This window comes from Salipiger bermudensis HTCC2601 (genome assembly GCF_000153725.1).
Taxonomy (GTDB): domain Bacteria; phylum Pseudomonadota; class Alphaproteobacteria; order Rhodobacterales; family Rhodobacteraceae; genus Salipiger; species Salipiger bermudensis.
The window spans coordinates 3,044,349-3,071,030 of the sequence record NZ_DS022276.1 but is presented as its reverse complement, the minus strand read 5'-3'; the positions used below and the strand labels follow the sequence as shown (position 1 = coordinate 3,071,030).

25 protein-coding genes are annotated in these 26,682 nt (G+C 67.9%); 13 read left to right on the top strand and 12 right to left on the bottom strand.

What is annotated here, in order from left to right:
* Positions 1–90 precede the first annotated feature (90 nt).
* The 5 genes from R2601_RS14395 (at position 91) to R2601_RS14375 (ending at position 4,285) form a co-directional block, all read left to right on the top strand.
* Positions 91–390 carry a DUF2849 domain-containing protein gene (locus R2601_RS14395; RefSeq protein WP_007799602.1) on the top strand — a complete coding sequence of 100 codons (300 nt, stop codon included), beginning with the start codon at positions 91–93 and terminating at the stop codon, positions 388–390.
* Between the two features lie 68 nt (positions 391–458).
* A complete protein-coding gene (locus R2601_RS14390; protein ID WP_007799600.1) occupies positions 459–2,132 on the top strand; it encodes a nitrite/sulfite reductase in 1,674 nt (557 codons plus the stop codon).
* A gap of 4 nt (positions 2,133–2,136) precedes the next feature.
* Positions 2,137–2,928, top strand: coding sequence for a phosphoadenylyl-sulfate reductase (locus tag R2601_RS14385; protein WP_007799598.1), 792 nt, complete (start codon positions 2,137–2,139; stop codon positions 2,926–2,928).
* Complete coding sequence (locus R2601_RS14380) at positions 2,925–3,308, top strand: DUF934 domain-containing protein (RefSeq protein WP_007799597.1); 384 nt, start codon at positions 2,925–2,927, stop codon at positions 3,306–3,308. The genes R2601_RS14385 and R2601_RS14380 overlap by 4 nt, the downstream gene beginning before the upstream one ends.
* Positions 3,309–3,415: 107 nt before the next feature.
* Positions 3,416–4,285 (top strand): ferredoxin--NADP reductase, encoded by an 870-nt coding sequence (locus tag R2601_RS14375; protein ID WP_040545394.1) that lies wholly within the window; start codon positions 3,416–3,418, stop codon positions 4,283–4,285.
* 153 nt (positions 4,286–4,438) lie between these two features.
* On the opposite strand, the gene R2601_RS14370 is transcribed toward R2601_RS14375, so the two are convergent.
* Positions 4,439–5,005 carry a hypothetical protein gene (locus tag R2601_RS14370; RefSeq protein ID WP_144266911.1) on the bottom strand — a complete coding sequence of 189 codons (567 nt, stop codon included), beginning with the start codon at positions 5,003–5,005 and terminating at the stop codon, positions 4,439–4,441.
* A gap of 378 nt (positions 5,006–5,383) precedes the next feature.
* Here R2601_RS14370 and infC point away from each other — a divergent pair, with 378 nt between their 5' ends.
* Positions 5,384–5,995: a translation initiation factor IF-3 gene (infC, locus tag R2601_RS14365; RefSeq protein ID WP_311135713.1), complete on the top strand. Its 612-nt coding sequence runs from the start codon at positions 5,384–5,386 to the stop codon at positions 5,993–5,995.
* A 180-nt stretch (positions 5,996–6,175) separates the two neighbouring features.
* Here infC and R2601_RS14360 read toward each other — a convergent pair whose 3' ends face one another.
* From R2601_RS14360 to R2601_RS14345, 4 genes are all read right to left on the bottom strand, one after another.
* The gene (locus R2601_RS14360) at positions 6,176–7,165 is read right to left on the bottom strand and encodes a molybdopterin-binding protein (RefSeq protein ID WP_007799589.1); all 990 of its coding nucleotides are present in this window, start codon (positions 7,163–7,165) and stop codon (positions 6,176–6,178) included.
* A complete protein-coding gene (locus tag R2601_RS14355) occupies positions 7,162–8,139 on the bottom strand; it encodes an XdhC family protein (protein ID WP_007799586.1) in 978 nt (325 codons plus the stop codon). Before R2601_RS14355 ends, R2601_RS14360 begins: the two co-directional genes overlap by 4 nt.
* Positions 8,140–8,220: 81 nt before the next feature.
* Positions 8,221–9,414, bottom strand: a complete 1,194-nt coding sequence (locus R2601_RS14350) for a DegT/DnrJ/EryC1/StrS family aminotransferase (RefSeq protein ID WP_040545391.1) — start codon at positions 9,412–9,414, stop codon at positions 8,221–8,223.
* 147 nt (positions 9,415–9,561) lie between these two features.
* Complete coding sequence (locus R2601_RS14345; protein ID WP_007799582.1) at positions 9,562–10,224, bottom strand: HAD-IA family hydrolase; 663 nt, start codon at positions 10,222–10,224, stop codon at positions 9,562–9,564.
* Between the two features lie 111 nt (positions 10,225–10,335).
* On the opposite strand from R2601_RS14345, the gene glmU reads away from it, so the two are divergent.
* The 3 genes from glmU to R2601_RS14330 all read left to right on the top strand — a co-directional run bounded on the left by glmU (position 10,336) and on the right by R2601_RS14330 (position 14,347).
* Positions 10,336–11,685 carry a bifunctional UDP-N-acetylglucosamine diphosphorylase/glucosamine-1-phosphate N-acetyltransferase GlmU gene (gene glmU / locus R2601_RS14340; protein WP_007799580.1) on the top strand — a complete coding sequence of 450 codons (1,350 nt, stop codon included), beginning with the start codon at positions 10,336–10,338 and terminating at the stop codon, positions 11,683–11,685.
* Between the two features lie 5 nt (positions 11,686–11,690).
* Positions 11,691–13,508, top strand: coding sequence for a glutamine--fructose-6-phosphate transaminase (isomerizing) (glmS, locus tag R2601_RS14335; protein ID WP_007799578.1), 1,818 nt, complete (start codon positions 11,691–11,693; stop codon positions 13,506–13,508).
* A gap of 164 nt (positions 13,509–13,672) precedes the next feature.
* Positions 13,673–14,347, top strand: a complete 675-nt coding sequence (locus R2601_RS14330; protein WP_007799576.1) for a DNA alkylation repair protein — start codon at positions 13,673–13,675, stop codon at positions 14,345–14,347.
* A gap of 3 nt (positions 14,348–14,350) precedes the next feature.
* Here the strand turns inward: R2601_RS14330 and R2601_RS14325 are convergent, their stop codons facing one another.
* The gene (locus tag R2601_RS14325) at positions 14,351–15,457 is read right to left on the bottom strand and encodes an acetoin utilization protein AcuC (RefSeq protein ID WP_007799574.1); all 1,107 of its coding nucleotides are present in this window, start codon (positions 15,455–15,457) and stop codon (positions 14,351–14,353) included.
* Between the two features lie 90 nt (positions 15,458–15,547).
* On the opposite strand from R2601_RS14325, the gene R2601_RS14320 reads away from it, so the two are divergent.
* Positions 15,548–16,627, top strand: a complete 1,080-nt coding sequence (locus R2601_RS14320; protein ID WP_040544749.1) for an AbrB family protein — start codon at positions 15,548–15,550, stop codon at positions 16,625–16,627.
* 22 nt (positions 16,628–16,649) lie between these two features.
* Here the strand turns inward: R2601_RS14320 and R2601_RS14315 are convergent, their stop codons facing one another.
* Together R2601_RS14315 and R2601_RS14310 are read right to left on the bottom strand one after the other, a co-directional pair.
* On the bottom strand, positions 16,650–18,476 hold the full coding sequence (locus tag R2601_RS14315; RefSeq protein ID WP_007799570.1) for an ABC-F family ATP-binding cassette domain-containing protein: 1,827 nt from the start codon (positions 18,474–18,476) through the stop codon (positions 16,650–16,652).
* A 254-nt stretch (positions 18,477–18,730) separates the two neighbouring features.
* Positions 18,731–19,786, bottom strand: coding sequence for an anhydro-N-acetylmuramic acid kinase (locus tag R2601_RS14310; RefSeq protein ID WP_050768457.1), 1,056 nt, complete (start codon positions 19,784–19,786; stop codon positions 18,731–18,733).
* Positions 19,787–19,883: 97 nt separating this feature from the next.
* Here R2601_RS14310 and tyrS point away from each other — a divergent pair, with 97 nt between their 5' ends.
* Positions 19,884–21,137 (top strand): tyrosine--tRNA ligase, encoded by a 1,254-nt coding sequence (gene tyrS / locus R2601_RS14305; RefSeq protein ID WP_007799565.1) that lies wholly within the window; start codon positions 19,884–19,886, stop codon positions 21,135–21,137.
* 76 nt (positions 21,138–21,213) lie between these two features.
* On the opposite strand, the gene R2601_RS27010 is transcribed toward tyrS, so the two are convergent.
* The gene (locus R2601_RS27010; RefSeq protein WP_007799564.1) at positions 21,214–21,366 is read right to left on the bottom strand and encodes a hypothetical protein; all 153 of its coding nucleotides are present in this window, start codon (positions 21,364–21,366) and stop codon (positions 21,214–21,216) included.
* Between the two features lie 47 nt (positions 21,367–21,413).
* Here R2601_RS27010 and R2601_RS14300 point away from each other — a divergent pair, with 47 nt between their 5' ends.
* Positions 21,414–22,286, top strand: coding sequence for a GNAT family N-acetyltransferase (locus tag R2601_RS14300; RefSeq protein WP_007799562.1), 873 nt, complete (start codon positions 21,414–21,416; stop codon positions 22,284–22,286).
* Positions 22,287–22,444: 158 nt separating this feature from the next.
* On the opposite strand, the gene R2601_RS14295 is transcribed toward R2601_RS14300, so the two are convergent.
* On the bottom strand, positions 22,445–22,996 hold the full coding sequence (locus R2601_RS14295; protein ID WP_007799560.1) for a peptidylprolyl isomerase: 552 nt from the start codon (positions 22,994–22,996) through the stop codon (positions 22,445–22,447).
* Positions 22,989–23,495, bottom strand: coding sequence for a peptidylprolyl isomerase (locus R2601_RS14290; protein WP_007799559.1), 507 nt, complete (start codon positions 23,493–23,495; stop codon positions 22,989–22,991). Before R2601_RS14290 ends, R2601_RS14295 begins: the two co-directional genes overlap by 8 nt.
* A 136-nt stretch (positions 23,496–23,631) precedes the next feature.
* Between R2601_RS14290 and R2601_RS14285 the strand changes: the two genes are divergently transcribed.
* The gene (locus tag R2601_RS14285) at positions 23,632–24,810 is read left to right on the top strand and encodes a phosphoglycerate kinase (protein WP_007799557.1); all 1,179 of its coding nucleotides are present in this window, start codon (positions 23,632–23,634) and stop codon (positions 24,808–24,810) included.
* Between the two features lie 375 nt (positions 24,811–25,185).
* On the opposite strand, the gene R2601_RS14280 is transcribed toward R2601_RS14285, so the two are convergent.
* On the bottom strand, positions 25,186–26,682 hold the full coding sequence (locus R2601_RS14280; RefSeq protein WP_007799556.1) for a UxaA family hydrolase: 1,497 nt from the start codon (positions 26,680–26,682) through the stop codon (positions 25,186–25,188).

The following is a 26,682-nucleotide window of genomic DNA, read 5'->3' as shown; positions in this document are numbered from 1 at the left end:
CGCCGATCTCGACGGCCCCGCCGTTCTTCTTCTGGGGCTCGCCCCGCGCGCCGCACGCGCCATCGCATTTGCAAGACAGGAGGTTTCCTGATGCCCAAGGCCTTTACCCCGAAAGTCGTCACCGCCAACGCCCTGCTCGAGGGCGACGTGATCTACCTCGCCTCCGATGACCGCTGGGTGCGGCGCCTCGACGAGGCCGAGATCATCACCGACGAGGCCATCGCGCAGCTCCGCCTGCTTGACGCGCAGGCCCGCGCCTCCGAGGCGGTCGGCGTCTACCTCGCCGACATGGCCCCCACCGAGGACGGCCCCCAGCCCAAGCATTTCCGCGAGGAGTTCCGCGCCACCGGACCGTCCAACTACCACCACGGCAAGCAGGCCGCCGGCTGAGGCCGCGCCGCACCTTCTCGAAGACATTTGCGGGGTCCACGCGTACCCCCCGCGGGAGAGACTGACAGATGTACAGCTACACAGAGTTCGACACAGCCTTCGTTGCAGAGCGCAACCGCCAGTTCCGTCAGCAGGTGGAGCGCCGCATCTCCGGGGCACTGACCGAGGACGAGTTCAAGCCGCTGCGCCTTATGAACGGCCTCTATCTCCAGCTGCACGCCTACATGCTGCGCGTGGCGATCCCCTACGGCACGCTCAACGGCGCGCAGATGGACCAGCTCGCGCTGCTGGCCGAGAAGTGGGACAAGGGCTACGGCCACTTCACCACCCGGCAGAACATCCAGTACAACTGGCCCGAGCTGCGTGATGTGCCAGACATGCTCGACGCTCTGGCCGAGGTCGGGATGCACGCCATCCAGACCAGCGGCAACACCATCCGCAACGTGACCGCGGACCACTTCGCCGGCGCCGCCGCCGACGAGGTCGCCGATCCGCGCCCCGTGGCCGAGCTGCTGCGCCAGTGGTCGACTGACCATCCGGAATTCCAGTTCCTGCCGCGCAAGTTCAAGATCGCCGTCACCGGCGCCGAGAACGACCGCGCCGTGATCAAGGCGCATGACATCGGTATCCAGGTCGTCGAGCATGGTGGCGAGATCGGCTACCGCGTCCTCGTTGGAGGCGGGCTTGGCCGCACCCCGATGATCGGCAAGGAGCTGGCCCCCTTCGTGCCGCAGGAAGACCTGCTGCCGTATGTCGAGGCCGTGGTCTCGGTCTGGAACCTGCTCGGCCGCCGCGACAACAAGTACAAGGCACGCATCAAGATCACCGTGCACGAGCACGGCATCGACGAGATCCGCGAGCGTGTCGCGTCGCGCTTCGCCGAGACCAAGGCGGCGTTCAACGGCGCCGATCTCGCGCTCTTCGACGAGATCGCGGCTCAGTTCGCCCCGCCCGCCTTCCGCAACGCCCCGACCGAGGCGTTCGATGCCGCCTACGAGGCCGATCCGGTGTTCCGCGCCTGGACCGACAGCAACCTCACCGCGCACAAGGCCGGCGGTTATGCCATCGCGCAGATCAGCCTCAAGGCCCATGGCGAGACGCCGGGCGATGCCACCGCCGAGCAGATGCGCGTGATGGCCGACCTCGCCCGCCGCTTCGGTCATGACGAGCTGCGCATCACCCACGAGCAGAACGTGGTTCTGCCGCATGTCCACAAGTCCGACCTGCCCCAGATCCACAAGATCCTGAAGGCGCACGGTCTGGCGACCGCCAATATCGGCATGATCTCGGATATCATCGCCTGCCCCGGCATGGATTACTGCGCGCTGGCCACCGCCCGCTCGATCCCGATCGCTCAGGAGATCGCCACCCGCTTCGACGAGCTGAAGATCGAGAACGAGATCGGCGAGCTGAAGATCAAGATCTCCGGTTGCATCAACGCCTGCGGCCATCACCACGTGGGTCATATCGGCATCCTCGGCCTTGATCGTGCCGGCGTCGAGAACTACCAGATCACCCTCGGCGGCGATGCCACCGAGACCGCGAGCCTTGGCGAACGCACCGGGCCGGGCTTCCCGGCCGAAGAGGTGGTGCCCGCGATCGAACGCATCGTGGGGGCCTACATGGACCATCGAGAAGGACCCGAGGAAAGCTTCCTGCAGACCTATCGCCGTCTCGGCATGGCGCCCTTCAAGCTGGCGCTCTACGGCGAGGACACGGGCAAGCGGTCCCGGGCTGCGTGATCGCATGAGCTTTCAATCTCTCCCTGACACGCAGGCGTCCGGCGCGCCCGCGCTTGGTGCCGATGCGCTGGCGGATCTGCGCCAGCGGGTCGCGGCGCTGAACGCGCGCTACCGCCATCACGGTGCCGTCGCGGTGCTCGAGGGCGCTCTGCGCGACCCCGAGGCCGGCGACATCGCGATGGTGTCGTCCTTCGGGGCCGAGTCGATCGCGCTGCTTCATCTCGTGGCGATGATCGACCGCAAGACGCCGGTGCTGTTCATCGACACGCGGCTGCTCTTTGCCGAGACGCTGGTCTACCAGCAGGACGTGGCCGAGCGGCTGCATCTCGAGGACGTGCGGGTGATCCGCACCGACGAGGCCCTGCTGGCGCAGCGCGATCCTGACGACGACCTGCGCAATCACAGCACCGACGCCTGCTGCGCCCTGCGCAAGACGGTGCCGCTCGAGCAGGCGCTGTCGGGCTTCGATGGCTGGATCACCGGCCGCAAGCGCTTCCAGTCGGCCACGCGTCAGACGCTCGAGTTCTTCGAGCTCGAGGACGCCACCGGGCGCATCAAGGTCAACCCGCTGGCGCATTGGGCGCCGGAGGACGTGCGCGCCTACATGGACGAGAATCGCCTGCCCCGGCATCCGCTGGTGGCACAGGGCTACCCGTCGATCGGCTGCGCCCCCTGCACCTCGCCGGTGGCCGAGGGCGAGGACCCGCGCTCCGGGCGCTGGCGCGGCGAAGAGAAAGTGGAATGCGGCATTCATTTCGCCAATGGCCGCATGGTGAGACAAGGACCGAGCACATGAGCATCATCGTCACCGACGCGGGCTTCGCGCCCGATGACTGGAGCGCCGGCTTCGAGACCGAGACCGCGCTCGACCTGCCCTCCGACACCGATCCCGAGGCGCTCGAATTCGATGCGGATACGCAGATGATCCGCGTCGACTTCCCGAGCTTTGCCGACGGGCGCGGCTTCACGCTGGCCCGCCTGCTGCGCCTGCGCGGCTACAAGGGCCGTCTGCGCGCCAAGGGCCACGTGATCTCGGACCAGTACGCCATGGCGCGGCGCTCCGGCTTCGACGAGGTCGAGATCTCGGACGAGCTTGCCGCGCGCCAGCCCGAGGCCGAGTGGCTGTTCCGCTCAAATTGGCAGCAGCACGACTACCAGAGCCGCATGCGCGGTTGAGTCATCTTCCAATCCATACGACAACGCTCTAGAAAGGGACTCGAGGTTCGTTTGCCTACAAACGATTTTTGCGCTATGCAGTCGCAACGGACCTTGATGTGAACACCATGACCGAGATGAGCCCCGTGACCGACACCAACGCGACCAAAGCCGCAGACGACGCGCCGAAGAAGATGGTGCTGCCCGACGCCCAGACCGTGACCGAGGTCAAGCACTGGACGGACCGCCTGTTCTCGTTCCGGGTGTCGCGCCCGGCGAGCCTCCGCTTCCGCTCTGGCGAGTTCGTGATGATCGGCCTGATGGGCGATCCGCACCCCGAGACCGGCAAGCAGAAACCGCTTCTGCGCGCCTACTCGATCGCCTCGCCGTCCTGGGACGAGGAGCTCGAGTTCTACTCGATCAAGGTGCAGGACGGCCCGCTGACCTCGAAGCTTCAGCACATCCAGCCCGGCGACGAGATCATCCTGCGGCCCAAGCCCGTGGGCACGCTGGTGCATGACGCGCTGCTGCCCGGCAAGCGCATCTGGTTCTTCGCCACCGGCACCGGCTTTGCGCCCTTCGCCTCGCTGCTGCGCGAGCCGCAGACCTACGCGGATTACGACGAGGTCATCATCACCCACACCTGCCGCGAGGCCGGTGAGCTGAAATATGGCGCCGACCTGATCGAGAGCCTGAAGACCGACGAGCTGCTCAACGAGGTGATCGGCGAGGGCTTCTGGAAGAAGATCAAGTATTACCCGACCACCACACGCGAAGAGAGCCCGAAGATGGGCCGCATCACCGACCTGATGCGCTCGGGCGAGGCCTTTGCCGATCTCGGCGTCGAGCCGCTCAACCCCGAGACCGACCGTGCGATGATCTGCGGCAACCTCGCCTTCAACCTCGAGCTCAAGGAGATGTTCGAGGAATACGGGCTCGAGGAAGGCGCGAACTCCGATCCCAAGCACTACGTGGTCGAGAAGGCGTTCCTCGACTGACCTCTGGTCAGACGTGCCGACACAGACAGTTTCAGGACCCCTGCCTCGCGGCGGGGGTCTTTTGCTTTGATCTTGTCATGGGGTGATCTTCTGATGAGCCGGGGCCTGCCATCCTCGGGGCCGTGCGCCGGCCTCAAGGCAAGGCGGGCACGCTCAGTCGCAATCGGAAACGGCGGGCGCGGCGGGCTCAAGCGAGTCGAGCTTCAGAAGATGGGCCACGAAGAACAAGGCCAGCGCCAGAGCGGTGAAGATCGACATGCCCGACAGCAGCGCCTTTCCGAAAACGGCCCCGGGCACGAAGGAGTTGCCAAGGATGATGGCACTCAGCCCCGAGAGGCCGACGATGGCGACCGCCCCGCTGAGGCGGCGTGTCCGGTGCGCGCCTGCCAGCCAGATCGTGGCGCAGGCGACGATGATGCCAAGCGCCGTGCCCGGCGACATGCGGTCTTCGGGCCGGATGACCGCGTCGAACAGCCAGTGATCGATATCCACCCGCCCGGCGAGCGAGAGCAGCAGATTGGCGGCGGCAATGGCCAGCGCAACCGAAGTCAGCCTGCGGCTGACCAGCACCGATCGCTGGTTGCCGTCCTCGAACTCCATCATAGCGACAAACAGGAAGGCGATGCCGATCGCGGTGCTGGGAACCGTGCTGGCGCGATGCGCAGCGATGCGCGAAAGTTCTTCGGAGCCCGTGAGCCAGCCCACCAGGATGACACACATCCAAAGTGCCCCGAGCGACACCAAGATCTGAGAGAGTCGGCCGCTTTGCATCGCCAAGAAACCTGTTCTGAAAGAATCCGAAACGGTCTTACAGAATTAGCCCAGCCTCGCGATTCACGCAATCGCGCCGTTGCGCCTCCGCGCCGTCGACCCGACATTTTCGGCAGCGCAGCCCATGGCGTCGCAACCAGAGGCGGACTGCCCCGAGGCTTGCGCGGCCAATGCGGAGAATCGGCTCTGGCGCCGAGCGCGCCGGTCGGGCTCGCCCCTCAATCCGTTACCGCCAACAACGAGGCCCGCTGCGCCACTCGGCCCGGCCCCTGCCCGGATCGCGGCGCGGCCGGTCGCGGGATTGCCGCAACGGGCCGGATTAAGCGCTTGAAACAACGCTGGCGCAGGACTATTTTGCGCCACCAAAGTATTCACGGTAAAAGGACCGATACCATAGCTCGCAGACCTCACAACGCGCCCCCAACGCGCGACACCGGCCCCCGCGTCAACGATCGCATCCGGGCCCCTGAAATCCGTCTGATCGGCGCCGAAGGCGAGAACCTGGGCGTCCAGCCCCCCCGACGCGCGATGGAGCTGGCCGAGCAGGCCGGGCTCGATCTCGTCGAGATCTCGCCCAATGCCAATCCGCCGGTCTGCAAGATCATGGACTTCGGCAAGTTCAAGTACGAACAGCAGAAGCGCGAATCCGAAGCTCGCAAGAAGCAGAAGATCATCGAAGTCAAAGAGGTGAAGTTCCGTCCCGGGACCGACATCCACGACTACGACGTCAAGATGCGCAATGTGCTGAAGTTCCTCGAGAAGGGCGACAAGGTGAAGATCACCCTGCGCTTCCGCGGCCGCGAAATGGCGCACCAGAACCTTGGCCGCGAGCTGCTCGAGCGGGTGGCCGAAGACGTCAAGGAACTCGGCAAGGTCGAGAACATGCCGAAGATGGAAGGCCGCCAGATGATCATGATGATCGGACCGGTCGCCAAGTAAGGCGCCCGACAGAGCGACAGAGCAACCCGCCGCGTTCCGGCGGGTTTTTCTTTGCCCGGAGCTGGGCCGTGCGGCATCTCGCTGCCGGTCGGGGGCTGGCAGGGGGCGCTGCCCCCGTCCGCGCGAGGCGCGGCCTCCCCCTGGATATTTTCGGCCAGAAGAAGATGCGGGCGCCGCGCGTCAGGATTCGCGCGGGCGCGGCCGGGAGGGCGGCTCCTTGAGCAGACCGCCGACACCCATGGCGCTGATTTCCCGAGGGCTGACCTCGATGCCGCAGAGCATGCGTTCAAGCACCCAGTCGGCACCGTTGAGCGCAGGCGAGCGGGCGCAGCCCGGCAGGCCGATGACCGGACGCTCCCCGAGCTTGCCGAAGAACAGCAGGTTGCCGGGATCGACCGGCATTCCGAAATGGGTGACCTCGCCACCGGCGGCACGCAGCGCTTCGGGAGCGGTGTCGTAGAGGTCGGAGGTGGCCGAGCCGGTGAGGATCAGGATGACCTCGGCCTCGCTTTGGGAAATGGCGGTCGCGAGCGGCGCGATGTCGTGCGGAACCGCGACGTCAGGCAGCATCGGGACGCCCATGCGCTGCAGCCGGCCAGCGACGGCGCGGCGGCCTTTCTGCGGCGCGCCATCCCCGATCACCGTCTCGATGAGCTGGGCACTCCTGCGGGTCACCGGGCGAAGGATCAGCGCGCCAGGCGCTGCGGCGCAGGCCGCCTCCAGTGCGTCGCCGGGCACAGCGTAGGAGATGATCTTGATCGTCGCCGCCATGCCGCGCTCGGGCAGACTCTGCCACGGGCGCACGGTGGCCACGGTGATCATCGGGTGCACCGCATTGATGGCGTCGATGCGCGCGGCATCGACCTCGACCAGGCCAATATGCGTGGCGTGCAAATTGACCCGGCCGGTGGCTGCCTTGCCGATGCGCAGCCCCGAGGCCTCCGGCTCGGGCAGCATCGCGTGCGCCAGCCGCGCCGCCGCGTCGTCCTCGGCCACGTCGCCGGGTTCCAGCCGAGCCACCACCACCTCGGGCAGGCCCGCCGCCTCGAGGGAGGCGAGATTGGCCGGGCTCAGCACCGTGCCCTTGCGCAGGCGGCCCGAGGGCAGCGCCTCGGAATGGGCCAGGATGTGGCCCGCCGCCTCGGCCACCGGGACGGGGCCGAACTTCACGCGCCTTTCCTCAGCACGCCTGTCATCTCGGCCAGGATCGAGACCGCGATCTCGGACGGGCCGGCGGCGCCGATGTCGAGCCCGACTGGGCCGTGGATGCGGGCGATCTCGGCCTCGGAGAAGCCCGCCTCCTGCATCCGCGCCACGCGCTTGGCATGGGTCCGGGTGGACCCGAGTGCGCCGATGTAGAAGCAGCCCGAGCGCAGCGCCAGCGTCAGCGCCGGATCGTCGAGCTTGGGATCGTGGGTCAGCAGCACCAGCGCGGTGCGGCTGTCGAGGCCGAGCTGTTCCACCGCCTCGTCGGGCCAGTCGTTGAGCAGCGTCTCTCCGGGAAAACGCGCCTGCGCGCCGAAGGTCTCGCGCGGGTCGACGATCGCCGGGTCGTAGCCGGCAATGCGCGCCATCGGCACCAGCGCCTGGGCGATATGCACCGCGCCCACCACGATGAGCCGCAGCGGCGGGTTGTGGATGGCCACGAAGGTCCGGCTGTCTTCCTCGAAGCCCGAGCGGTCCATGCGGAAGCGGGTCTCAAAGCCATCACGCTCGAGGCGGCGCGCACCGGTGTCGAGATCGACCACGTAGGCCACGGGCGCCCGCGCAGCGCGGGCGGCGCAGAGATCGGCCAGCAGCGCTTCGGGCAGCACGCTGCCCACCGGCTCGACCAGCACCCGGATGGTGCCGCCGCAGGCCAGCCCCACGGCGAAGGCGTCGCCGTCGGAGACACCGAATTCAAGCTCGCGCGCGGCCCCCTCCTCGAGCGCCTCAAGCGCCTCGACGATCACCGCGCCCTCGACGCAACCACCCGAGACCGAGCCCTCGATCTCGCCTGCCCCCGAGATCGCCAGCTGCGCGCCGACGCGCCGCGGCGCCGAGCCCCAGGTCTCGATCACCGTGGCAAGCACGGCGCCCTTGCCCTCGCGGTGCCAGCCAAGCGCGGTTTCGGGAATGCTGTCGCTAAGATCACTGCCGGTCATCTGTCTCTCCCCCGGTGTCGTCTGTCCAGTCTGGCACGGGGCGGCGCGGGCCGCCCTCCTCCAAAGGTGTGATGCCGCGGCTCAGCCCCGCTGATGCACTGCCGAAACCTCGGCGCGGATGATACGGGCGATCTGGGCGCAGTCATCAACGCTGAAGGTCAGCGGAAGGCGCATGTCCAAGAGACCCGCCAGCACCCGGTCGGTGCGCGGCAGCGGCACGCTCTCGGCGTAGCGCCAGCTGTCGTAGCGCGAGGTGAACGCCACCGGCTCGGCCCCGCCGAACCACTTCAGCTCGACCCCACGGGCGGCGCAGCGGCGCAGCACCTCCTGCACCGCCTCCGCCGCCCAGTCGAGCAGCAGAAGCTGGATCGAGGAGCCGACATAGCGCTCGGGCGCGGGGCGGTCGATCACCGTCAGGCCGGGCACGTCGCGGAGACCGTCTTCGACCGCGCGGTAACGGTCATTCCAGCGTTCGACCTGCGTGTCCAGATCACGCAGCTGCGGGCGCAGAATGGCCGCGCGCAGGTTGTCCATGCGACCAGAGACGTTGGGCGTGTGGTATTTGACGCGCTCGAACACCTCCGGGCCCGGGGCCGCAAGGTGGCGCTCGTAGAGCATGTAGGAGCCCGACAGGATCACCGCGCGGGCGGCGATCTCTTCGTCATCGGTGACGAGGAAACCGCCCTCGCCCGAGTTGACGTGCTTGTAGGTCTGGGTCGAGTAGCAGCCCACCGCGCCGTGCCGGCCGGACGGCACGCCGTTCCAGGCCGCCCCCATGGTATGAGCGCAATCCTCGATCACCGTGACGCCGGCGGCATCGCAGAGCGCCATCAGCCGGTCCATGTCGCACAGGTGCCCGCGCATGTGGCTGAGCATCAGCACGCGGGCCTGAGCCAGCTTGGTGGCCAGATCGTCGAGATCGATCACCAGATCCTCGGTGACGCCGACAAAGACCGGCGTCGCGCCGACCGACGCGATGGCCCCGGGGACCGGCGCGAGGGTGAAGGCGTTGGTCAGCACCGTGTCGCCCGGCTGCACGCCCACGGCGCGCAGGGCACAGCCAAGCGCGTAGCCGCCGGAGGCCACCGCGAGCGCATAGCGCGCGCCCGTCATGGCGGCGACCTCCTGCTCGAGCAGCGCGGTCTCCGACAGCTCATCGGGAGCGGTGTTGTAGCGATGCAGGCGGCCATGGCGCAGAACCGCGAGCGCGGCTTCGATGCCGTCCTCGGGGATCGGCTCCTGCTGGGTGAAACTTCCGGTAAAGCGCTCTGTCATGCGCCGTTTCTGCGCCCCGCCGGCCGCCACGTCAATCACCCCACGGTTCAAGATTTTTCGTTCGAAAAATCTTCGCCTCCGGACCCGATCCCGAAAATCTTTCGCATGAAAGATTTTCTCCGGAGATTTCCCACGTGCCGAGCGCGCTCAGGAGACCAGCCGGGCCACCTCGCCATGCAGCTCGTCGAAATGGCCGATAAGGCCCTCGGGACCGAGATCGCGCACCGCCTCGCCATCCGGTCCGAAGGTCACGAGGATACAGGGCACCTTGGCCGCGGCGGCGGTCTTGCGATCGGTGTCGGTGTCGCCGATGAGACAGCTCCGGCCCACGTCGCCGCCGAGCCGCGCCACCACCTCGGTATAGGGCAGCGGGTCGGGCTTGCGCACCGGCAGCGTATCAGCACCGATCAGTGCGCCAAAAAGATCCCGCACACCCAACCGCTGCAGCAGGGTCTCGGCCAGCCCCTCGGGCTTGTTGGTGCAAATGCCGACGCGCCAGCCGTCATTGCGCAGCGCCGCGACCGCCTCGACCGCGCCCGGGTAGAGCTGCGTGTGTACGTCGATCGCCTCGCCATAGGCGGCGAGCAGCTGTGGATACCAGCGCTCGACCGTCCCAGCCTCATAGGCGCCCGCCCGCTCAAGCCCCAGTTTCAACATCGCCCGCGCGCCGCGGAAGGCGGTCGACGCATCGTCCACCGGGTCGAGGCGCGCCTCCGATCCCATTTCCGAAAAACACCAGTTGGCGGCGGCGATCAGGTCGCCGCTGGTATCTGCCAGCGTGCCGTCGAGATCGAAGATGACCGTGCGCATGGGGAATCCTCCGGCTGACACATCACGACATTCAACGTGATGGATGCGATCTTGCTCCTGCCCCCTGAGCCGATAGAACGGGCGAAGACAGAACACAAACGGGAAACCGGCATGAGCATCGCCCTGATCATCCTTGCTGCGGGCAAGGGCACCCGCATGGAGTCCGACCTGCCCAAGGTGCTGCACCGCATCGCCCACGCGCCGATGCTGTGGCACGCCATGCGCGCCGGACAGAGCCTCGAGCCTGCGCGCAGCATCGTTGTCGCCGGCCACGAGGCCGAGCATGTTGCCGCCTCGGCGCAGGCGTTCGACCCCGAGGCGCGGGTGGTGATCCAGTCCGAACAGCTCGGTACCGCGCATGCTGCTCTGCAGGCTGGTCCCGAGCTGGAGGGCTTTGATGGCGACGCCATCGTGCTCTACGGCGACACCCCCTTCATCAGCCAGGACACGCTCGAAGACATGGCCCGCGCCCGGGCCGAGCACGACGTGGTGGTGCTGGGCTTCGAGGCCGCGGACCCGGGCCGTTACGGTCGCCTCGTGACCGAAGGTGACGCGCTGATCCGCATCGTCGAATACAAGGATGCGACGGATGAAGAGCGCGCCATAAGCCTTTGCAATTCCGGCGTTGTTGCCGCCGACGCCGCGACCCTGCAAAGCCTGCTCGCGGAGGTGAAGAACGACAACGCGGCGGGCGAATACTACCTGCCCGACATCGTCGAGATTGCCCGCGCCCGTGGTCTCTCGGCGGGCGTGGTGCATTGCGCCGAGGCAGAGACGCTGGGGGTGAACTCCCGCGCCGAGCTCGCCGGTGCCGAGGCGTCTTTCCAGCAGGCGATCCGCGCCCGGCTGATGGCCGACGGCGTCACCTTGCAGGCCCCCGAGACCTGTTGGTTCGCGTGGGACACAGTGATTGGCCGCGATGCCGAGATCGAGCCCAACGTGATCTTCGGCCCCGGTGCCACCATCGAGAGCGGCGCCCGCATCCGTGCCTTCAGCCATCTCGAGGGCTGCCACGTGAGCCGCGGCGCCATCGTCGGCCCCTTCGCACGTCTGCGCCCCGGCGCCGAGCTGGCCGAGCACACCCATGTGGGCAATTTCGTCGAGATCAAGAACGCCTACCTCGGCGAGGGCGCCAAGGCCAACCACCTGACCTATCTCGGCGATGCCGATATCGGCGAGGGCAGCAATATCGGCGCCGGCACCATAACCTGCAACTATGACGGCGTGTTCAAGCACCGCACCACCATCGGGCGCAACGCCTTCATCGGCTCCGACACCATGCTGGTCGCCCCGGTCACCATCGGCGACGGGGCGATGACCGGTTCGGGCTCGGTGATCACCGACGATGTCGCCCCGGGCGCGCTGGCGCTGGGGCGTGCCAAGCAGGTCGAGAAAGCCGGCTTCGCAACCCGGCTCTTCGACATGCTGAAGGCCAAGAAAGCAAAACAGAACAAAGGGTAACGGGCATGTGTGGAATCGTCGGAGTGCTGGGCAGTCACGAGGCCTCGCCGATCCTGGTCGAGGCGCTGCGACGGCTCGAATATCGCGGCTATGACAGCGCCGGCATCGCCACGGTGAACGAGGGCAAGCTCGACCGTCGCCGCGCGGTGGGCAAGCTGGTCAATCTCAGCGACCGGCTGGTGCACGAACCGCTGCCCGGAAAGGCCGGCATCGGCCACACCCGCTGGGCCACCCATGGCGAACCCAACGAGAAGAACGCCCATCCGCACAAGGCGGGACCGGTGGCAGTGGTCCATAACGGCATTATCGAGAACTTCCGCGAGCTGCGCGCCATCCTCGCCCAGGCCGGTTACCAGCCCGAGACCGACACCGACACCGAGACCGTGGCGATGCTGACGCAGATGCATCTCGACGCCGGCAAGAGCCCCGTCGAGGCGGCGCAGGCCACCATCGCGCAGCTCGAGGGCGCCTTTGCGCTTGCCTTCCTGTTCGACGGCGAGGAAGACCTGATGATCGCCGCCCGCAAGGGCTCGCCGCTGGCCATCGGGCATGGCGAGAACGAGATGTTCATCGGCTCGGATGCCATCGCGCTGGCGCCGATGACCGACACGCTGACCTATCTCGAGGAAGGCGACTGGGCGGTGATCACCCGCAAGGGTGCCGAGATCTTCGACATGGAGAATCGGCGCGTGAACCGCGAGGCGCGCAAGATCCGCATGGATGCCGCCCGCGTCGACAAGGCCGGCTACAAGCACTTCATGGCCAAGGAGATCGCCGAGCAGCCCACCGTTCTGGCCGACGCGCTCAGCGCCTATCTCGACGGTGACCGCATCGAGATCCCCGCGACGGCGCTGGATTTCACCAAGGTCGACCGGCTGGTGCTGGTGGCCTGCGGCACCGCCTATTACGCCTGCCTGACGGCGAAATACTGGTTTGAAAAGCTCGCCCGCCTGCCCGTCGAGGTCGATGTCGCCTCCGAGTTCCGCTACCGCGAACCGCCGGTTCTGCCGGGCACCGTGGCGCTCTTCGTCAGCCAGTCGGGCGAGACCGCCGACACGCTCGCCGCGCTGCGCTACTGCCGTGACAAGGCCGACAGCATCGTCTCGGTGGTCAATGTCGAGACCAGCTCGATCGCCCGCGAGAGCGACCTCGCGCTGCCGATCCATGCCGGTGTCGAGATCGGTGTGGCCTCGACCAAGGCCTTCACCTGTCAGCTCAACGTACTGCTGCTTCTGGCCATCAAGGCGGCCTCAGAGCGCGGCCACATGGATGCCGCCGACAAGGCCGCGCTGCTAACTCAGCTGCGCGCGCTGCCGGGGCTGTTCAACGCCACGCTCGACCGCGACGGCACCATGGAGGCCGCGGCGCAGAAGATCGCCGAGGCCCGCGACGTGCTCTTCCTTGGCCGCGGCCTGATGTATCCAATCGCCTATGAGGGCGCTCTTAAACTAAAGGAAATCAGCTACATACACGCTGAAGCTTATGCATCGGGAGAACTCAAGCACGGCCCCATCGCGCTGATCGACAAGACCGTTCCGGTGATCGTCATGGCGCCGCATGACGGGCTCTTCGACAAGACCGTGTCGAACATGCAGGAGGTGATGGCGCGCGGTGGCAAGATCTGCCTCGTCACCGATGCGCGCGGCGCCGCCGAGGCAGGAGAAGGCGTCTGGCAGGTCATCACCCTGCCGGAGGTCGACGACCGCCTCGCGCCGCTGCTTTACGCCCTGCCGGCGCAGCTGCTGGCCTATCACGCGGCGGTCGCCAAGGGCACCGACGTGGACCAGCCGCGCAACCTCGCGAAATCGGTAACGGTGGAGTAACCGCCGCCATTGCCGGTTTTGCTGGCTCCACGCTGCCCGGAGCGTACCCTGCACCCGAGCCGTTCGGAGGGCTTTCTCATGGCAAACCGATTCGATGCGCGCTGCGGCGGCCTCCGCCCGGCGCCACGCAACCGCCGCCCCACCGGCACAAAGGACCACGACAGATGACCGCCGACGAGGCCCTTGCCGAGATCGCGCGCCACGCCGAGCCCGGTCGCGCGGAAGGCATGCGCGCCTATCACAAGATCGACCGCCCCTATCTTGGCGTGCCGAACCCTGCACTGAACGACATCACCCGCGGCTGGCGTCAGACCCTCCCGGTCGAGGACCGCGTGGCGCTGGCGCGCGATCTGTGGCTGACGGACGTGTTCGAGGCACGGCTGGCGGCGGCCAAGCTGCTGACACAGGCCCGCATCCGCCCCGATGACGCGGCGTGGCGGCTGATCTGCGACTGGGTGCCCCAGTTCGACAGCTGGGCCATCGCCGATCACGCCTGCATGGCCGGGCAGCGTCGGCTCACCGCCGATCCGTCGCGCCTCGAGACCGTGGCGCACTGGACCGAGAGCCCGCATATGTGGACCCGCCGCGCGGCGCTGGTCATCACCCTGCCCTGGGCCAAGATGAACTTTCCCTCCGAGCAGGATCTGGCGATCCGCGACCGGGTGCTTGGCTGGGCTGCAAGCTATGCCGAGGATCGCGACTGGTTCATCCAGAAGGCGGTCGGCTGGTGGATCCGCGATCTCTCGAAGCATGACCGCGCCCGCGCCGAGAGCTTCCTCGAGGCGCATGGCGCTCGGCTCAAGCCCTTCGCCCGGCGCGAAGCCGGAAAATACCTCTGAGCGTCAGAGCCTGCGTTTCAGATGGGCCACACCCGCGCGGATCTCGTCGCGGATCGGCCCCTCGCGCGGCGCATCCCGCAAGGTGGTGAGCAGCTCGGGGCCCGGCCGCCCCTTGCGCGACCATGTCAGACCCGCCAGCAGCGCACGCGCCTCTTGCGTCAGCTCGTCGGGAAGCTCCTGCCCCGACAGCATTGCCCAGACCCCGGCCCAGCAGCGCGCCACGCTCCACGGATTGTACCCGCCGCCGCCCGAAGTCACGAGCCGTGGCGCCAGATCAAACAGCGCCCGAACCGCGCGGAGATGACTGTTGTTCGACAGCTCGAGCCGCGACAGCGGATCCTCGGTCAGCGCATCCGCGCCGCATTGCAGGAACACCGCGTCAGGCCGGAACGCCGCGACTGCGGGCAGGATCATCTCGTCCAGGACGCAGGCGAACTCTGTATCGTTGAAGCCGCGCGGCACCGGCAGGTTGAAGGCCGCCCCGCCGCCTTCGTCCTCCAGCGCCCCGGTGAAGGGCCAGCGCCGGTCCTCGTGCACCGAAATCACCCGGACGTCCTCGGCGCCATGAAAGGCGAGCTCCACGCCGTCGCCATGATGCGCGTCGATATCGACATAGACCACCCGCCGCGCCCCCAGCCGCTGCAGGTGCAGGATGGTCAGCACGGGCTCGTTGAGAAAGCAGAACCCCGCCGCCTGCCCGGCCAGCGCGTGATGGGTGCCACCCCCGGCATTGTGCACCGCCCGCACCGCACCCGACATCACCATCTCGGCTGCCAGGAGCCCGCCGCCCACCGCCGTCGCCGGGCGGCGATACATCTCGGGAAAGACCGGGTTCGACAGCGTGCCAAGGCCGTAGCGCGCCCGGGTCTCGTCGCTGACCGCACCCTCGGCCTCCGCCGCCTGCAACGCGGCGATGTAATCGGCCGTGTGGAACGCCGCCAGCGCCTCGAGCTTGGCACGCGGACTGGTGCGGTAGAGGCTGCGCGGCAACAGCCCCAGCGAGGCGGCGAGATCGGTGGCAGCGGGCACCCGTTCGATCGAGAGCGGATGCCGGGTGCCGTATTTCGATCCGCGATAGATCTCTGAGCCGATGAAGAGTGCGCGCTGCATGGGCCGAGATCTAGGGCAGAGGCGCCGCCTCGGAAAGCGCAAGCCGCGCCCCACGTTGCACTTTCCCTGCCTCTGGGGTTAGGTCGCGCCATGCAAGGCACCACCCTCACCCTCCGGATGATCGTTCTCACAGCGGCGTTGCTGGCGCTTGGCGGGCTTGGCGGCCTCTTGGCGCAGTTCCTGCGTCTGCCGATGCCCTTCATGCTGGGCAGTCTCGCCAGTGCGGCGCTGGCGGTGGCGTTGTTCCAGCATGGCGCGCTGCGCGACTACCGCTTCCCGATGCGCTTCCGCACCGGCTTCATCGGGCTGATCGGAGTGATGATCGGCACGCAGGTGGAACCGGAGCTGCTGCGCGAGGCCGGCGACCTGATCCTGACGCTCTCGGCGCTGGCGGTGTTCGTGGTGCTGGCGCATTTCGGCAACTACATGATCTTCCGCCGTCTCGGCGGCTACAAGAAAGCGACCGCCTATTTCGCGGGCATGCCGGGCGGGCTGATGGAGAGCCTGGTGATGGGCGAGCGCGCCGGGGCCGAGCTGCCGCTGCTCACCGCGCAGCAATTCCTGCGCATCATCATCGTCATCACCTTCGTTCCGCTGGGCCTGTCGCTCTGGCTCGGCCACCCGGTGGGCAGCGCCGCTGGCCTGACGCCAAGCGCGCCGGAGCCGGTGACCCCGCTGGCGCTGCTGCTGATCGGGCTCGCCGCCGCTGGAGGTCTTGGCATCGCGAAGGTGATCCGCCTGCCAGCCGGTCAGATCACCGGGCCGCTGCTGCTTGCCGGCGCGGTGACGCTGACCGGAGCGGTCGACCTGCATCTGCCGTTCTGGCTGATCGCGGTGGCGCAGGTGGTGGTGGGCTGCTCGCTGGGGCTGCGCTTTTCCGGCATGACCGGCGCCATGCTGCGGCGCTGCGCCGGGCTGAGCGTGATCTCGGTGTTGTGGATGCTGATCCTCGGCGCGGGCTTTGCCGCCGGGCTCAGCCTCGCCACCGGTCTGCCCTTCCTGCAGCTGATGATCTCCTACTCGCCCGGCGGGGTGACCGAGATGTCGGTGATCGCGCTGAGCCTTGCCGCCAACCCGGCGCTGGTCAGCCTGCACCACGTGGTGCGCATCCTGTTCACCGTGGTCTTCATGGGCCTCGCGGAACGCCGTCTCGACCTGAGCCGCGACTGACCCCGCCACGCGGCCGCGTCGGTCAGCCGGCGGCCTCGGCCTTTTCCTCGAGCTCGAGCCACTCTTCCTCGGCCGCCGAGAGCTTGTCCTGCCGCTCGGTCAGGGCCTCGGTGGCCTTGCGGAACTTCACCGGCTCACTGGTGAAGAGCTCGGGATCCGCGAGCAGCTGCTCGAGCTTGCCAATCTCGGCCTCAAGCCGCGCGATGACCTCGGGAAGCTCTTCGAGCCGGTGCTTCTCGGTGAAGCTCAGCCCCGCCTGCTGCGGCTTGGGCTTGGACGCCTCGCGCGTCTCCTTGGCGGGCTTCGCCGTCTTTTCGGCGGGCGCCGTGGCGGCGGCGGTCTCGGCCCGCTGGGCGCGGTAATCGCTCCAGCCACCGGCATAGACAACCGCCTGGCCGTTGCCCTCCATCGCCACGGTGGTGGTGGCAATGCGATCAAGGAAATCGCGGTCGTGGCTGACGATCAGCACGGTGCCGTCATACTCGCCCAGCAGGTCCTGCAGCAGGTCGAGCGTCTCGACATCGAGATCGTTGGTCGGCTCGTCCATCACCAGCAGGTTCGATTCCTTCGCCATCAACTTGGCCAGCAGCAGCCGCGCCTTCTCGCCGCCGGAGAGCGAGGCGACCTTGGCCCGCGCCTGGCGCTCGTCGAACAGGAACTCCTTGAGATAGCCCACCACGTGCTTGGGCTGGCCGCGCACCAGCACCTGGTCGGCCTTGCCCGAGACCCGCATGTCCTTGTCGCCGGTGAGGCTTTCCCAGAGGCTCATCTCGGGGTCGAGCTGCGACCGGGTCTGATCGAACAGCGCGATCTCGAGATTGGTGCCGAGCTTGACCCGGCCCTCATCGGGTTCGATCTCGCCGGTCAGCATGCGGATCAGCGTCGTCTTGCCGGTGCCGTTGGGGCCGACAAAGGCCACCCGGTCGCCGCGCTGCACGGTCAGCGAGAAATTCTTCACGATGGTCTTGTCGCCGAAGATCTTGGTCAGGCCCTCGGCCTCGATCACCTTCTTGCCCGAGACCGGCGCCGAGGCCAGCTCCATCGCCGCGGTGCCCTGCCGGCGGATCATGTTCGAGCGTTCCTGCCGCAGCGCCTTGAGCGCCCGCACCCGGCCCTGGTTGCGCGTGCGCCGGGCCGAGATGCCCTCGACCGCCCATTTCGCCTCGGCCTTGATCTTGCGGTCGAGCTTGTGCCGGGCCTCATCCTCCTCGGCCCAGATCTTGTCGCGCCAGTCCTCGAACCCTTTGAAGCCCTGCTCCTGCCGTCGCACCGCGCCGCGATCGATCCACAGGGTGGCGCGGGTCAGCTCCTCGAGGAAGCGGCGGTCGTGGCTGATCAGGACAAAGGCCTTGCGGGTGCGCTTGAGCTCGGCCTCGAGCCACTGAATCGCGGCGATGTCGAGGTGGTTGGTGGGCTCGTCGAGCAGCATCACGTCGGGATCCTGCGCCATCAGGCGCGCCAGCGCGGCGCGGCGCCGCTCCCCGCCCGAGGCGGTGGCGACCGGACGCTCGGGATCGAAGCCCAGCCCTTCGCCCGCGGCTTCCACGAGATACATCTCCGCCGGTCCGAGCCCTTGGGCGGCATACTCGCCCAGTGTCTCGAAGCCGCTCAGATCGGGCTCCTGCTCCATGTATCCCACGGAGGTGCCCGCCGGCACCACGCGGGTGCCCGTGTCGGGCTCGACCATGCCTGCCATGACCTTCATGAGCGTGGACTTGCCCGAACCGTTGCGCCCCACGAGCGCCACCCGGTCGCCGGGCTGAACGATGAGCGAGAGATTTGCGAAGACGGGCTCGCCCCCGAAGGTCAGCGAGATGTCGGAGAGCTGGAGAAGCGGTGCCTGTGCCATGCCCCCGCGCTATGTGGCGGCGCGTACGGCGTCAAGGGGGCACGCGCTTGTCCTCGGCGTGACCGAGGCGCTTGCGGAGGGGGGTAAGGGGCGCTGCCCCCTCTTGGCGCTGTGCGCCAATTCACCCCCGAGGTATTTAGAAACCAAAGAAGCCAGGAGCGCCGCGCCCCTGGCTTCTCTTCGTCAAAAATACTCCCGCCGGAGGCAGGCCGGACGGTGACGCGGGCGCTGTGTCCCAAGGTCCGGGCCGCCGGTCACACCCGGCTGATGCGCCCTCCGCTCACCGGCGCAGCGACCCCCGTCGTGCCCGGCGCGGAGGTCGGCAGGCCACGCGCCACGCGCACCGCGAGATAGGCGAAGGCCTGCGCCTCGAGCATGTCGCCATCGAGCCCGACCGCCTCGACCGGCTCGACCGGGCAGTCGATCCCGGCGGCCAGCATCGCCATCATCACCGGGTTGTGGCGCCCGCCTCCCGTGACCAGCAGACGCTCGGGCGCCTGTGGGCAGTGTTCAAGCCCGAGCATAACCGCGGTGGCTGCCATCGCCGTCATCGTCGCCGCGGCATCGGCATCGTCCAGCTCGCGCACGAGGTCCAACATCAGCGAGAAGTCGTCCCGGTCCAAGGACTTGGGCGGCATCTTTCGGAAGTATGCCTCGTCGAGGAAGAGCTCGAGTGCGCCATCCACGACCTCGCCCTGCGCCGCCAGAGCACCGTCGCGGTCGCAGTCCCAGCCGCGCCGCTCGGCCACGAGATCGTTGAGAGGCGCGTTGGCCGGCCCCGTGTCGAAGGCCAGCAGCGCGCCCGGTGCTTCAGGTGTCGCGCGCGTGGGATCGACCCATGTCAGATTGCCGACCCCGCCGAGGTTCAGGAAGGCCACCGGCGCGGTCGCCCCCGTCCACTGCGCGCAGGCGAAGTGGAAAAACGGCGCCAGCGGCGCCCCCTCGCCCCCCAGCGCCACGTCGGCCGAGCGGAAATCCCACACCACGTCGCGCCCCAGCGCCGCGGCCAGCGCGTCGCCATCGCCGAGCTGGTGCGTGCCCCGCCCGCGTGGCTCGTGCGCCAGCGTCTGGCCGTGGAACCCCACCAGTTCCGCCTGCGGAAACCCCGCCAGAAGCTCCGCGTGGGCACGCTGAACCACCTCGCCCGCCGCTGCCAGATCGTCCCCCGGCCAGCGTCCCAGCGCTGCGCGCAGCACGGCACGCTCCTCGCCCGTATAGGCGCGGTAGCCGCTTTCTCCGAATGCCAGGATCTGCCGTCCATCCGTCTGCACCAGCGCCGCGTCGACCCCGTCGAGCGATGTCCCCGACATCGCCCCAAGCGCCCACACCGGCGCCGCCTTCAACTTGTCCTTCAACTCTGCTCGCCCCGCCCTTATAGGAACGTGCGGACTATAAGAGGGAAGCCCCATGACCTACCATCCCAAATCGGACTTCATGCGCGTCATGATCGAGCGCGGCTATCTGGCCGACTGCACCGATTACCAGGGCCTCGACGAGGCGCTGAGCAAGGGGGTGGTCACCGCCTATATCGGCTATGACGCCACGGCGAAGTCGCTGCACGTGGGCCACCTGCTCAACATCATGATGCTGCGCTGGCTGCAGAAGACCGGCCACCAGCCGATCACCCTGATGGGCGGCGGCACCACCAAGGTGGGCGATCCCTCCTTCCGCGCCGACGAGCGCCCGCTGCTGACGCCCGGTCAGATCGACGACAATATCGAGGGCATGAAGCAGGTCTTCGCCAAGTATCTCGACTACGACCGCGCCGAGACGCCGGCGCTGATGCTCAACAATGCCGAATGGCTCGACGGGCTCAACTATCTCGAGTTCCTGCGCGACATCGGCCGGCATTTCTCGGTCAACCGGATGCTAAGCTTCGAGTCGGTGAAATCCCGCCTCGACCGGGAGCAGTCGCTGAGCTTCCTCGAGTTCAACTACATGATCCTGCAGGCCTATGACTTCCTCGAGCTCAACCGGCGCTACGGCTGCCTGCTGCAGATGGGCGGCTCGGACCAGTGGGGCAACATCGTCAACGGCATCGACCTGACACGCCGGGTGCTCGACAACGAGATCTACGGTCTGACCTCGCCGCTGCTGACAACCTCGGATGGGCGCAAGATGGGCAAGAGCCAGGGCGGTGCCATGTGGCTCAACGCCGACATGCTCTCGCCCTACGAGTTCTGGCAGTTCTGGCGCAACAGCACCGACGCCGATGTCGGCCGCTTCCTCAAGCTCTACACCGAGCTGCCGGTCGAGGAATGCGACCGTCTCGGCGCGCTCTCGGGCTCCGAGATCAACGCTGCCAAGATCATCCTAGCCAACGAGGTCACCACGCTCTGCCACGGGGCCGAGGCCGCGACCGCCGCCGAGGCCACCGCGCGCGAGGTCTTCGAGAAGGGCGGCGTGGGCGACGACCTGCCGACGCTGGAGCTCTCTGCCGAGGAGCTGGGCGGCGAGGGCATCTCCATCGTGCAGCTGATCGTGCGCGCCGGCCTGGCGAAATCCGGCAAGGAGGCCAAGCGCCTGATCGCCGAGAACGGCGCCCGCATCGACGACGCGCCGCTGACCGATGCCGGGCTCATGCTCGATGCGGCAGCGCTGGCGAGCCCGGTGAAGCTGTCGGCGGGCAAGAAGCGCCACGCCCTGGTCAAGCTCGGCTAAGCGCGCCGCCGCGCAGCGTCACGACCTTTGGAGAGCCGGCATCGCGCCGGCCCTTTTTCGTTGCCCGCCCGACGCGTCAGAAAACCGCCTGCAACAGCGCCAGCGCCGCGAAAGGCAACGACAGGCCGGTGGCGAGCAGCAGGGCCGCGGCGAGCGTGGGCCGCGGTGCCGAAGCCACCACGGCGATCGAACGGGGCGCCTCGCGACGCGGGGGAAATCTCTGTGCCATGGCCCGAGTTAACCACGGATTCACTTTCCAAGTCCTTAATCCAGATCATGATCGCCCCCGTCCTGCCGCTGCAGCAGTCGCCGGAATATGCCCGCACCCTGCGCGCGCTCGGCCTTGGGCTGCGCTGTGGCGAGGGGCACGGAATGCGTTGGCTCCTGCAAACCCGCCGCCTGCCGCTCGTGGGCACGGTCTCGCTGATCTCCCGCGGCCCGATCCTCGGCGCCGCCGCGCTGCCGCCTGACTGGCTCGCCCTCTGCCGCGAGGGGAGCCGCGGCCCGCTTCTGCTCAACGCAGATGGGCTACCGCCCGACAGGCTGCGCGCCGAAGGCTTCTGGCCGCTGCTCACCCCGGCCACGCTGGCGATGCTTCCGCTCTCGACAGAGACAGAGATGCGCGCCGCGATGCTCGGGAAATGGCGCAACCGCCTGAACCGCAGCGCCGCGCACGGGCTGCAGATCCGCCGCCTGCCGTTCAGCGCCAGCCATTGGCTGCTGTCGGCCGAAGCGCAGCAGGCACGCCGCAAACGCTACCGCGCCCTGCCCCCGGCCCTCGTCGCCGCCTTCGCAAAGGCCAATCCCGGCGCCGCGCAGATCTGGGAAGCCCGCCACGAGGGCCAGCCCGCCGCCGCCATCGCGATCCTGCGCCATGGCCCCACCGCGACCTGGCAGATCGGCGTCTCACACGCCCAAGGCCGCGCTTGCAGCGCCATGAATGCCCTGCTCTGGGCCGCCATGCGCTGGCTCGCCCGCAAGGGTCACACCACGCTCGATCTCGGCATGCTGAATTGCGACGCCGCCCCCGGCCTCACCCGCTTCAAGCTCGGCACCGGCGCAAAGCCGCACCGGCTCGGCGGCACCTGGCTGCACCACCCGATGCTCGCGCCGCTGGCACGCCGCTTGCCGGACCGGCTATCACGCTGAGCCCGCCGCTTCTTCTGGCCAGAAATATCCCGGGAGGTGAATTGCCCCGGCCTGCCGGGGCAAGAGGAGGGCAGCGCCCTCCTGAACCGCCGGCCTGCGCCAGAGGCGCGGGCCGGCTTCAGCCAGCGCGCGCCCCAGGGGGCGCGCACCGCAAGAGATCACTCGGTCACGGTGACCGTCGCCATCTGGTCCGGCTGGCCCACAACGGCGCCATTGCGCCCGGTGCCACGCTTGATCGCCTCGACCACGTCCATGCCCGAGGTCACCTCGCCCACCACCGTGTACTGGCCATTGAGATGCGGCGCCGGCGCGAACATGATGAAGAACTGCGAGTTGGCCGAGTTCGGATTCTGCGATCGGGCCATGCCGACCACGCCGCGACCGAAGTCGCGATCCGAGAATTCCGCCGCGAGATCCGGCCGGTCCGAGCCGCCCATGCCCGCCATGCGCATGTCCGAGCCCATCTTGCCGTGCTGCACGTCGCCGGTCTGGGCCATGAAGCCGTCGATCACCCGGTGGAAGGCGACGCCGTCATAGGCGCCCTCTTCCGCCAGAGCGGTGATCTGGGCCACATGGTTCGGCGCCACGTCCTCGAACAGGTCGATATGGAAGGTGCCGTTGGCGCCCTCGCCCGACACGGTCACGTCGAGCCCCGCCGCCGAGAGCGGTGCCGCGAGGGTGCAAAGCGCCGCTGCGATCAGGTTACGCATCGGCAGCCACCTTGACGCTGACCATCTTGTCGGGATCCGCGGGCGGCTCGCCGCGGGTGATGGCATCCACATGCGCCATGCCGTCGATGACACGGCCATAGACGGTGTACTGGCCGTTGAGGAAATGGTTGTCCTTGAAATTGATGAAGAACTGCGAGTTGGCCGAGTTCGGGTTCTGCGACCGGGCCGCGCCCAGCGTGCCGCGGTCATGCGGCAGCTTGGAGAATTCCGCCGGCAGGTCGGGCAGATCGGAGCCGCCGGTGCCGGCACGGCCCATGTTGAAGCCATTGTCCTTGTTGCCGTGCTGCACGTCGCCGGTCTGGGCCATGAAGCCCTCAATCACGCGGTGGAACACCACGCCATCATAGGCGCCCGACCGCGCCAGTTCCTTCATCCGCTCCACGTGCTTGGGTGCCACGTCGGGCAGCAGTTCGATGGTCACGGTGCCGTCTTTCAGCTCCATGAGGATGGTGTTTTCGGGGTCCTTGATCTCGGCCATGTCGCATCACTCCCTGCGCATCATATCACGCCCCGAGACTTAATCCGCGCCTGCGCGAATGCCAAGGGACGCGCGCACATTGACCCCGCCGACGCTTCGGGGCAGACCTTGGGCAACGCTTTGACAGGAGGACAAGATGGCCTGGAAGACCCTCGACGACATGGAACTGGACGGCAAGCGCGTGCTGACCCGTGTCGACATCAACGTGCCGGTGGAAAACGGCGAGGTCACCGATGCCACCCGCATCGAGCGCGTCTGCGCCACGGTGCAGGACATTCTCGCGCGCGGAGGCACCCCGGTGCTGCTGGCGCATTTCGGCCGCCCCAAGGGCAAGGTGGTGCCCGAGATGTCGCTGAAGATGCTGCTGCCGGCGCTCGAGGCGGCCTTCGGCACCAAGGTGCATTTCGCCACGCTTGACGAGGCCGAGGGCGTGATCGAGGCCTGCGACAAGGGCCACGTGGTCCTGCTCGAGAACACCCGCTTCGAGCCGGGCGAAGAAAAGAACGACCCTGAGCTTGCCAAGACCTATGCCAAGCTCGGCGATGTCTATTGCAACGACGCCTTCTCGGCGGCGCACCGGGCGCATGCTTCGACCGAAGCCCTGGCGCACCTGCTGCCGGCCTGTGCCGGCCGGCTGATGCAGGCCGAGCTCGAGGCGCTGGAAGCGGCGCTCGGCACGCCCAAGCGCCCGGTGCTGGCGGTGGTCGGCGGCGCCAAGGTCTCGACCAAGCTCGAACTGCTCGGCAACCTCGTCGAAAAGGTCGATATTCTCGTGATCGGCGGCGGCATGGCCAACACCTTCCTCGCGGCACAGGGCCTCGACGTGGGCAAATCGCTTTGCGAGCATGACATGACCGGCACCGCCAAGGAGATCGCCGAGAAGGCCGCCTCGACCGGCTGCGAGATCCTGCTGCCGCGCGACGTGGTCGTCGCCCGCGAGTTCCGCGAGAACGCGCCGTCCGAGGTCGTGAAGGCCGAGGAGTGCCCGGCGGACGCGATGATCCTCGACGCGGGCCCCGACAGCGTGGCGCATGTGGAGCAGGCCATCGACCGGGCCGAGACTCTCATCTGGAACGGCCCGCTCGGCGCTTTCGAGATCGCCCCCTTCGATACCGCGACCAACGCCGCCGCCGCCCACGCGGCGAAGGCGACGGCCTCGGGCAAGCTGGTCTCGGTCGCCGGTGGCGGCGACACCGTGGCCGCGCTGAACAAGGCCGGCGCGTCGGACGATTTCACCTACATCTCCACCGCCGGCGGCGCCTTCCTCGAATGGATGGAAGGCAAGGTCCTGCCGGGCGTCGCGGCGCTCGGCTGAGCCCGAGCGAACAGGATGTGGAAAGGGCCGCCCCTCGGGGCGGCCCTTTTTCTATCGCAACGGTCGTATCTGCCCGGTCTGCTGCGCGTGACCGCGCGGAATCAAGGCCGCAGGCCGCCGCGCCATCGTCATGCTGAAAGCATGCCTCTGGCATGACCCGCCCCTCCCCCCGGGCTGGCGATGGCGCGTCGGGCGTCACCGTCGTCACGATAGTCCGCAGTCACGCTTGTTCGCACTTATCGGCCTGCGGCTTGGGTCCGCACCCGACGGGCTCAGCCCCAGCAACAGCATCTGCCAATCTTCAAGCAAACCGACAAGCAAGAGGCGCAGCGCTCCGCGCACCGCGCCTCTCGAAAGCATCCGTCTGGTCGCGCCCTAAAGCACCGCGCCGATCTTCCACGGCACGAACTCGTTGTCGCCGTAGCCGAACTCTTCCGACATGGTCTTCTTGCCCGAGGCGGTGTCGAGCAGCAGGTCGTAGATCCGCTGGCCCATCTCGGTCAGCGACACGCCCAGCTCGACCACGCCGCCGCAATCGATGTCGATATCCTCGGGCATCGAGCGCGCCAGATCCGAGTTCGAAGCCAGCTTGATCGACGGCGCGGGCTTGGCGCCGAAGCACGAGCCGCGCCCTGTGGTGAAGGCGATGAGGTTCGCCCCCGAGGCCACCTGCCCGGTCGCCGCCACCGGATCGTAGCCGGGGCTGTCCATGTAGACAAAGCCGTGCCGGTCGATTTTCTCGGAATAGGCATAAGCCCCGGCCAAAGGCGCGAGACCGCCCTTGGCCACGGCGCCCAGCGATTTCTCGAGAATGGTCGTCAGACCGCCCTTCTTGTTGCCGGGGCTGGGGTTGTTGTCGAGCGAGGCGCCGTTCTTGGTGGCGTAGTCGCGCCACCACGCGATCATGCCCTCGATCTTCCGGCCGGTCTCGTCCTCGGCACGTGCGATCAGCAGATGCTCGGCACCGTAGATCTCCGGCGTCTCCGACAGGATCGAGGTGCCCCCCGCGGCGACGAGCATGTCCGAGGCCACGCCGAGCGCCGGGTTGGCGGTGATCCCCGAGAACCCGTCAGAGCCCCCGCATTGCATCCCGAGCGTCAGGGCCGAAACCGGCTGCTCGCTGCGCGTATCCTCGTTGGCCATCGCGGCAATCGGCTCGAGCAGTTCCAGCGCCCGCTTCACCGCCGAGCGCGACCCACCGACCTCCTGGATGTTGAAGGTCTTGAAGCGCTCCTTGGTCCACTCGGTCGGCTTGTAGAGCGTCAGCTGGTTGACCTCGCAGCCAAGGCCGATGATCAGCACGCCGCCGAAATTCGGATGGTCGCGATACCCCTTGAGGGTGCGGACAAGCGCGTCGAACCCCTCGCCCTGGTTGGCCATGCCGCAGCCCTGATCGTGCACGATGGGCGCGAAGCCATCGACGTTGGGGAATTTCGGCAGCAACGTGCGGTTGGCCTCGGCGGCGATGGCGTCGCAGACCGTGGTCGAGCAGTTCACCGAGGCGATCACCCCGATATAGTTGCGCGTGCCCACCCGCCCGTCGGGGCGGGCGAAGCCCTGGAAGGTGGTGCGCGCCGGTGCTTCCGGCAGCCGCGCCTGCACGGCGCTGACGCCGTGACTTCCCTCGGGCAGCGCGCAGTTCTGCACGTGCACATGGTCGCCCACGGCGATGTCGCGGCTCGCCACCGCCATCACCTGCCCGTATTTCAGAACCGGCTCACCGGCGGCCATCGCCTTGCGGGCGATCTTGTGGCCGCGCGGGATCGGCTCCTGCGCGGTGAGGCCATCGCGGGTCTCACCGGCCTCCATGTCGGAAAGCACGACGGCCACGGTATCCGTGGGGTCGAGCACCATGATCGTGGGAGCCGCCAT

What these genes read in the sequence shown, in the direction of transcription:
- R2601_RS14395 (WP_007799602.1), top strand. Translation starts at nt 91, where the DNA reads ATGCCCAAGGCCTTTACCCCGAAAGTCGTCACCGCCAACGCCCTGCTC.
- R2601_RS14390 (WP_007799600.1), top strand. Translation starts at nt 459, where the DNA reads ATGTACAGCTACACAGAGTTCGACACAGCCTTCGTTGCAGAGCGCAAC.
- R2601_RS14385 (WP_007799598.1), top strand. Translation starts at nt 2,137, where the DNA reads ATGAGCTTTCAATCTCTCCCTGACACGCAGGCGTCCGGCGCGCCCGCG.
- R2601_RS14380 (WP_007799597.1), top strand. Translation starts at nt 2,925, where the DNA reads ATGAGCATCATCGTCACCGACGCGGGCTTCGCGCCCGATGACTGGAGC.
- R2601_RS14375 (WP_040545394.1), top strand. Translation starts at nt 3,416, where the DNA reads ATGACCGAGATGAGCCCCGTGACCGACACCAACGCGACCAAAGCCGCA.
- R2601_RS14370 (WP_144266911.1), bottom strand. Translation starts at nt 5,005, where the DNA reads ATGTGTGTCATCCTGGTGGGCTGGCTCACGGGCTCCGAAGAACTTTCG.
- R2601_RS14355 (WP_007799586.1), bottom strand. Translation starts at nt 8,139, where the DNA reads ATGACCGGCAGTGATCTTAGCGACAGCATTCCCGAAACCGCGCTTGGC.
- R2601_RS14350 (WP_040545391.1), bottom strand. Translation starts at nt 9,414, where the DNA reads ATGACAGAGCGCTTTACCGGAAGTTTCACCCAGCAGGAGCCGATCCCC.
- R2601_RS14345 (WP_007799582.1), bottom strand. Translation starts at nt 10,224, where the DNA reads ATGCGCACGGTCATCTTCGATCTCGACGGCACGCTGGCAGATACCAGC.
- glmU (WP_007799580.1), top strand. Translation starts at nt 10,336, where the DNA reads ATGAGCATCGCCCTGATCATCCTTGCTGCGGGCAAGGGCACCCGCATG.
- glmS (WP_007799578.1), top strand. Translation starts at nt 11,691, where the DNA reads ATGTGTGGAATCGTCGGAGTGCTGGGCAGTCACGAGGCCTCGCCGATC.
- R2601_RS14330 (WP_007799576.1), top strand. Translation starts at nt 13,673, where the DNA reads ATGACCGCCGACGAGGCCCTTGCCGAGATCGCGCGCCACGCCGAGCCC.
- R2601_RS14325 (WP_007799574.1), bottom strand. Translation starts at nt 15,457, where the DNA reads ATGCAGCGCGCACTCTTCATCGGCTCAGAGATCTATCGCGGATCGAAA.
- R2601_RS14320 (WP_040544749.1), top strand. Translation starts at nt 15,548, where the DNA reads ATGCAAGGCACCACCCTCACCCTCCGGATGATCGTTCTCACAGCGGCG.
- R2601_RS14315 (WP_007799570.1), bottom strand. Translation starts at nt 18,476, where the DNA reads ATGGCACAGGCACCGCTTCTCCAGCTCTCCGACATCTCGCTGACCTTC.
- R2601_RS14310 (WP_050768457.1), bottom strand. Translation starts at nt 19,786, where the DNA reads ATGTCGGGGACATCGCTCGACGGGGTCGACGCGGCGCTGGTGCAGACG.
- tyrS (WP_007799565.1), top strand. Translation starts at nt 19,884, where the DNA reads ATGACCTACCATCCCAAATCGGACTTCATGCGCGTCATGATCGAGCGC.
- R2601_RS27010 (WP_007799564.1), bottom strand. Translation starts at nt 21,366, where the DNA reads ATGGCACAGAGATTTCCCCCGCGTCGCGAGGCGCCCCGTTCGATCGCC.
- R2601_RS14300 (WP_007799562.1), top strand. Translation starts at nt 21,414, where the DNA reads ATGATCGCCCCCGTCCTGCCGCTGCAGCAGTCGCCGGAATATGCCCGC.
- R2601_RS14295 (WP_007799560.1), bottom strand. Translation starts at nt 22,996, where the DNA reads ATGCGTAACCTGATCGCAGCGGCGCTTTGCACCCTCGCGGCACCGCTC.
- R2601_RS14290 (WP_007799559.1), bottom strand. Translation starts at nt 23,495, where the DNA reads ATGGCCGAGATCAAGGACCCCGAAAACACCATCCTCATGGAGCTGAAA.
- R2601_RS14285 (WP_007799557.1), top strand. Translation starts at nt 23,632, where the DNA reads ATGGCCTGGAAGACCCTCGACGACATGGAACTGGACGGCAAGCGCGTG.
- R2601_RS14280 (WP_007799556.1), bottom strand. Translation starts at nt 26,682, where the DNA reads ATGGCGGCTCCCACGATCATGGTGCTCGACCCCACGGATACCGTGGCC.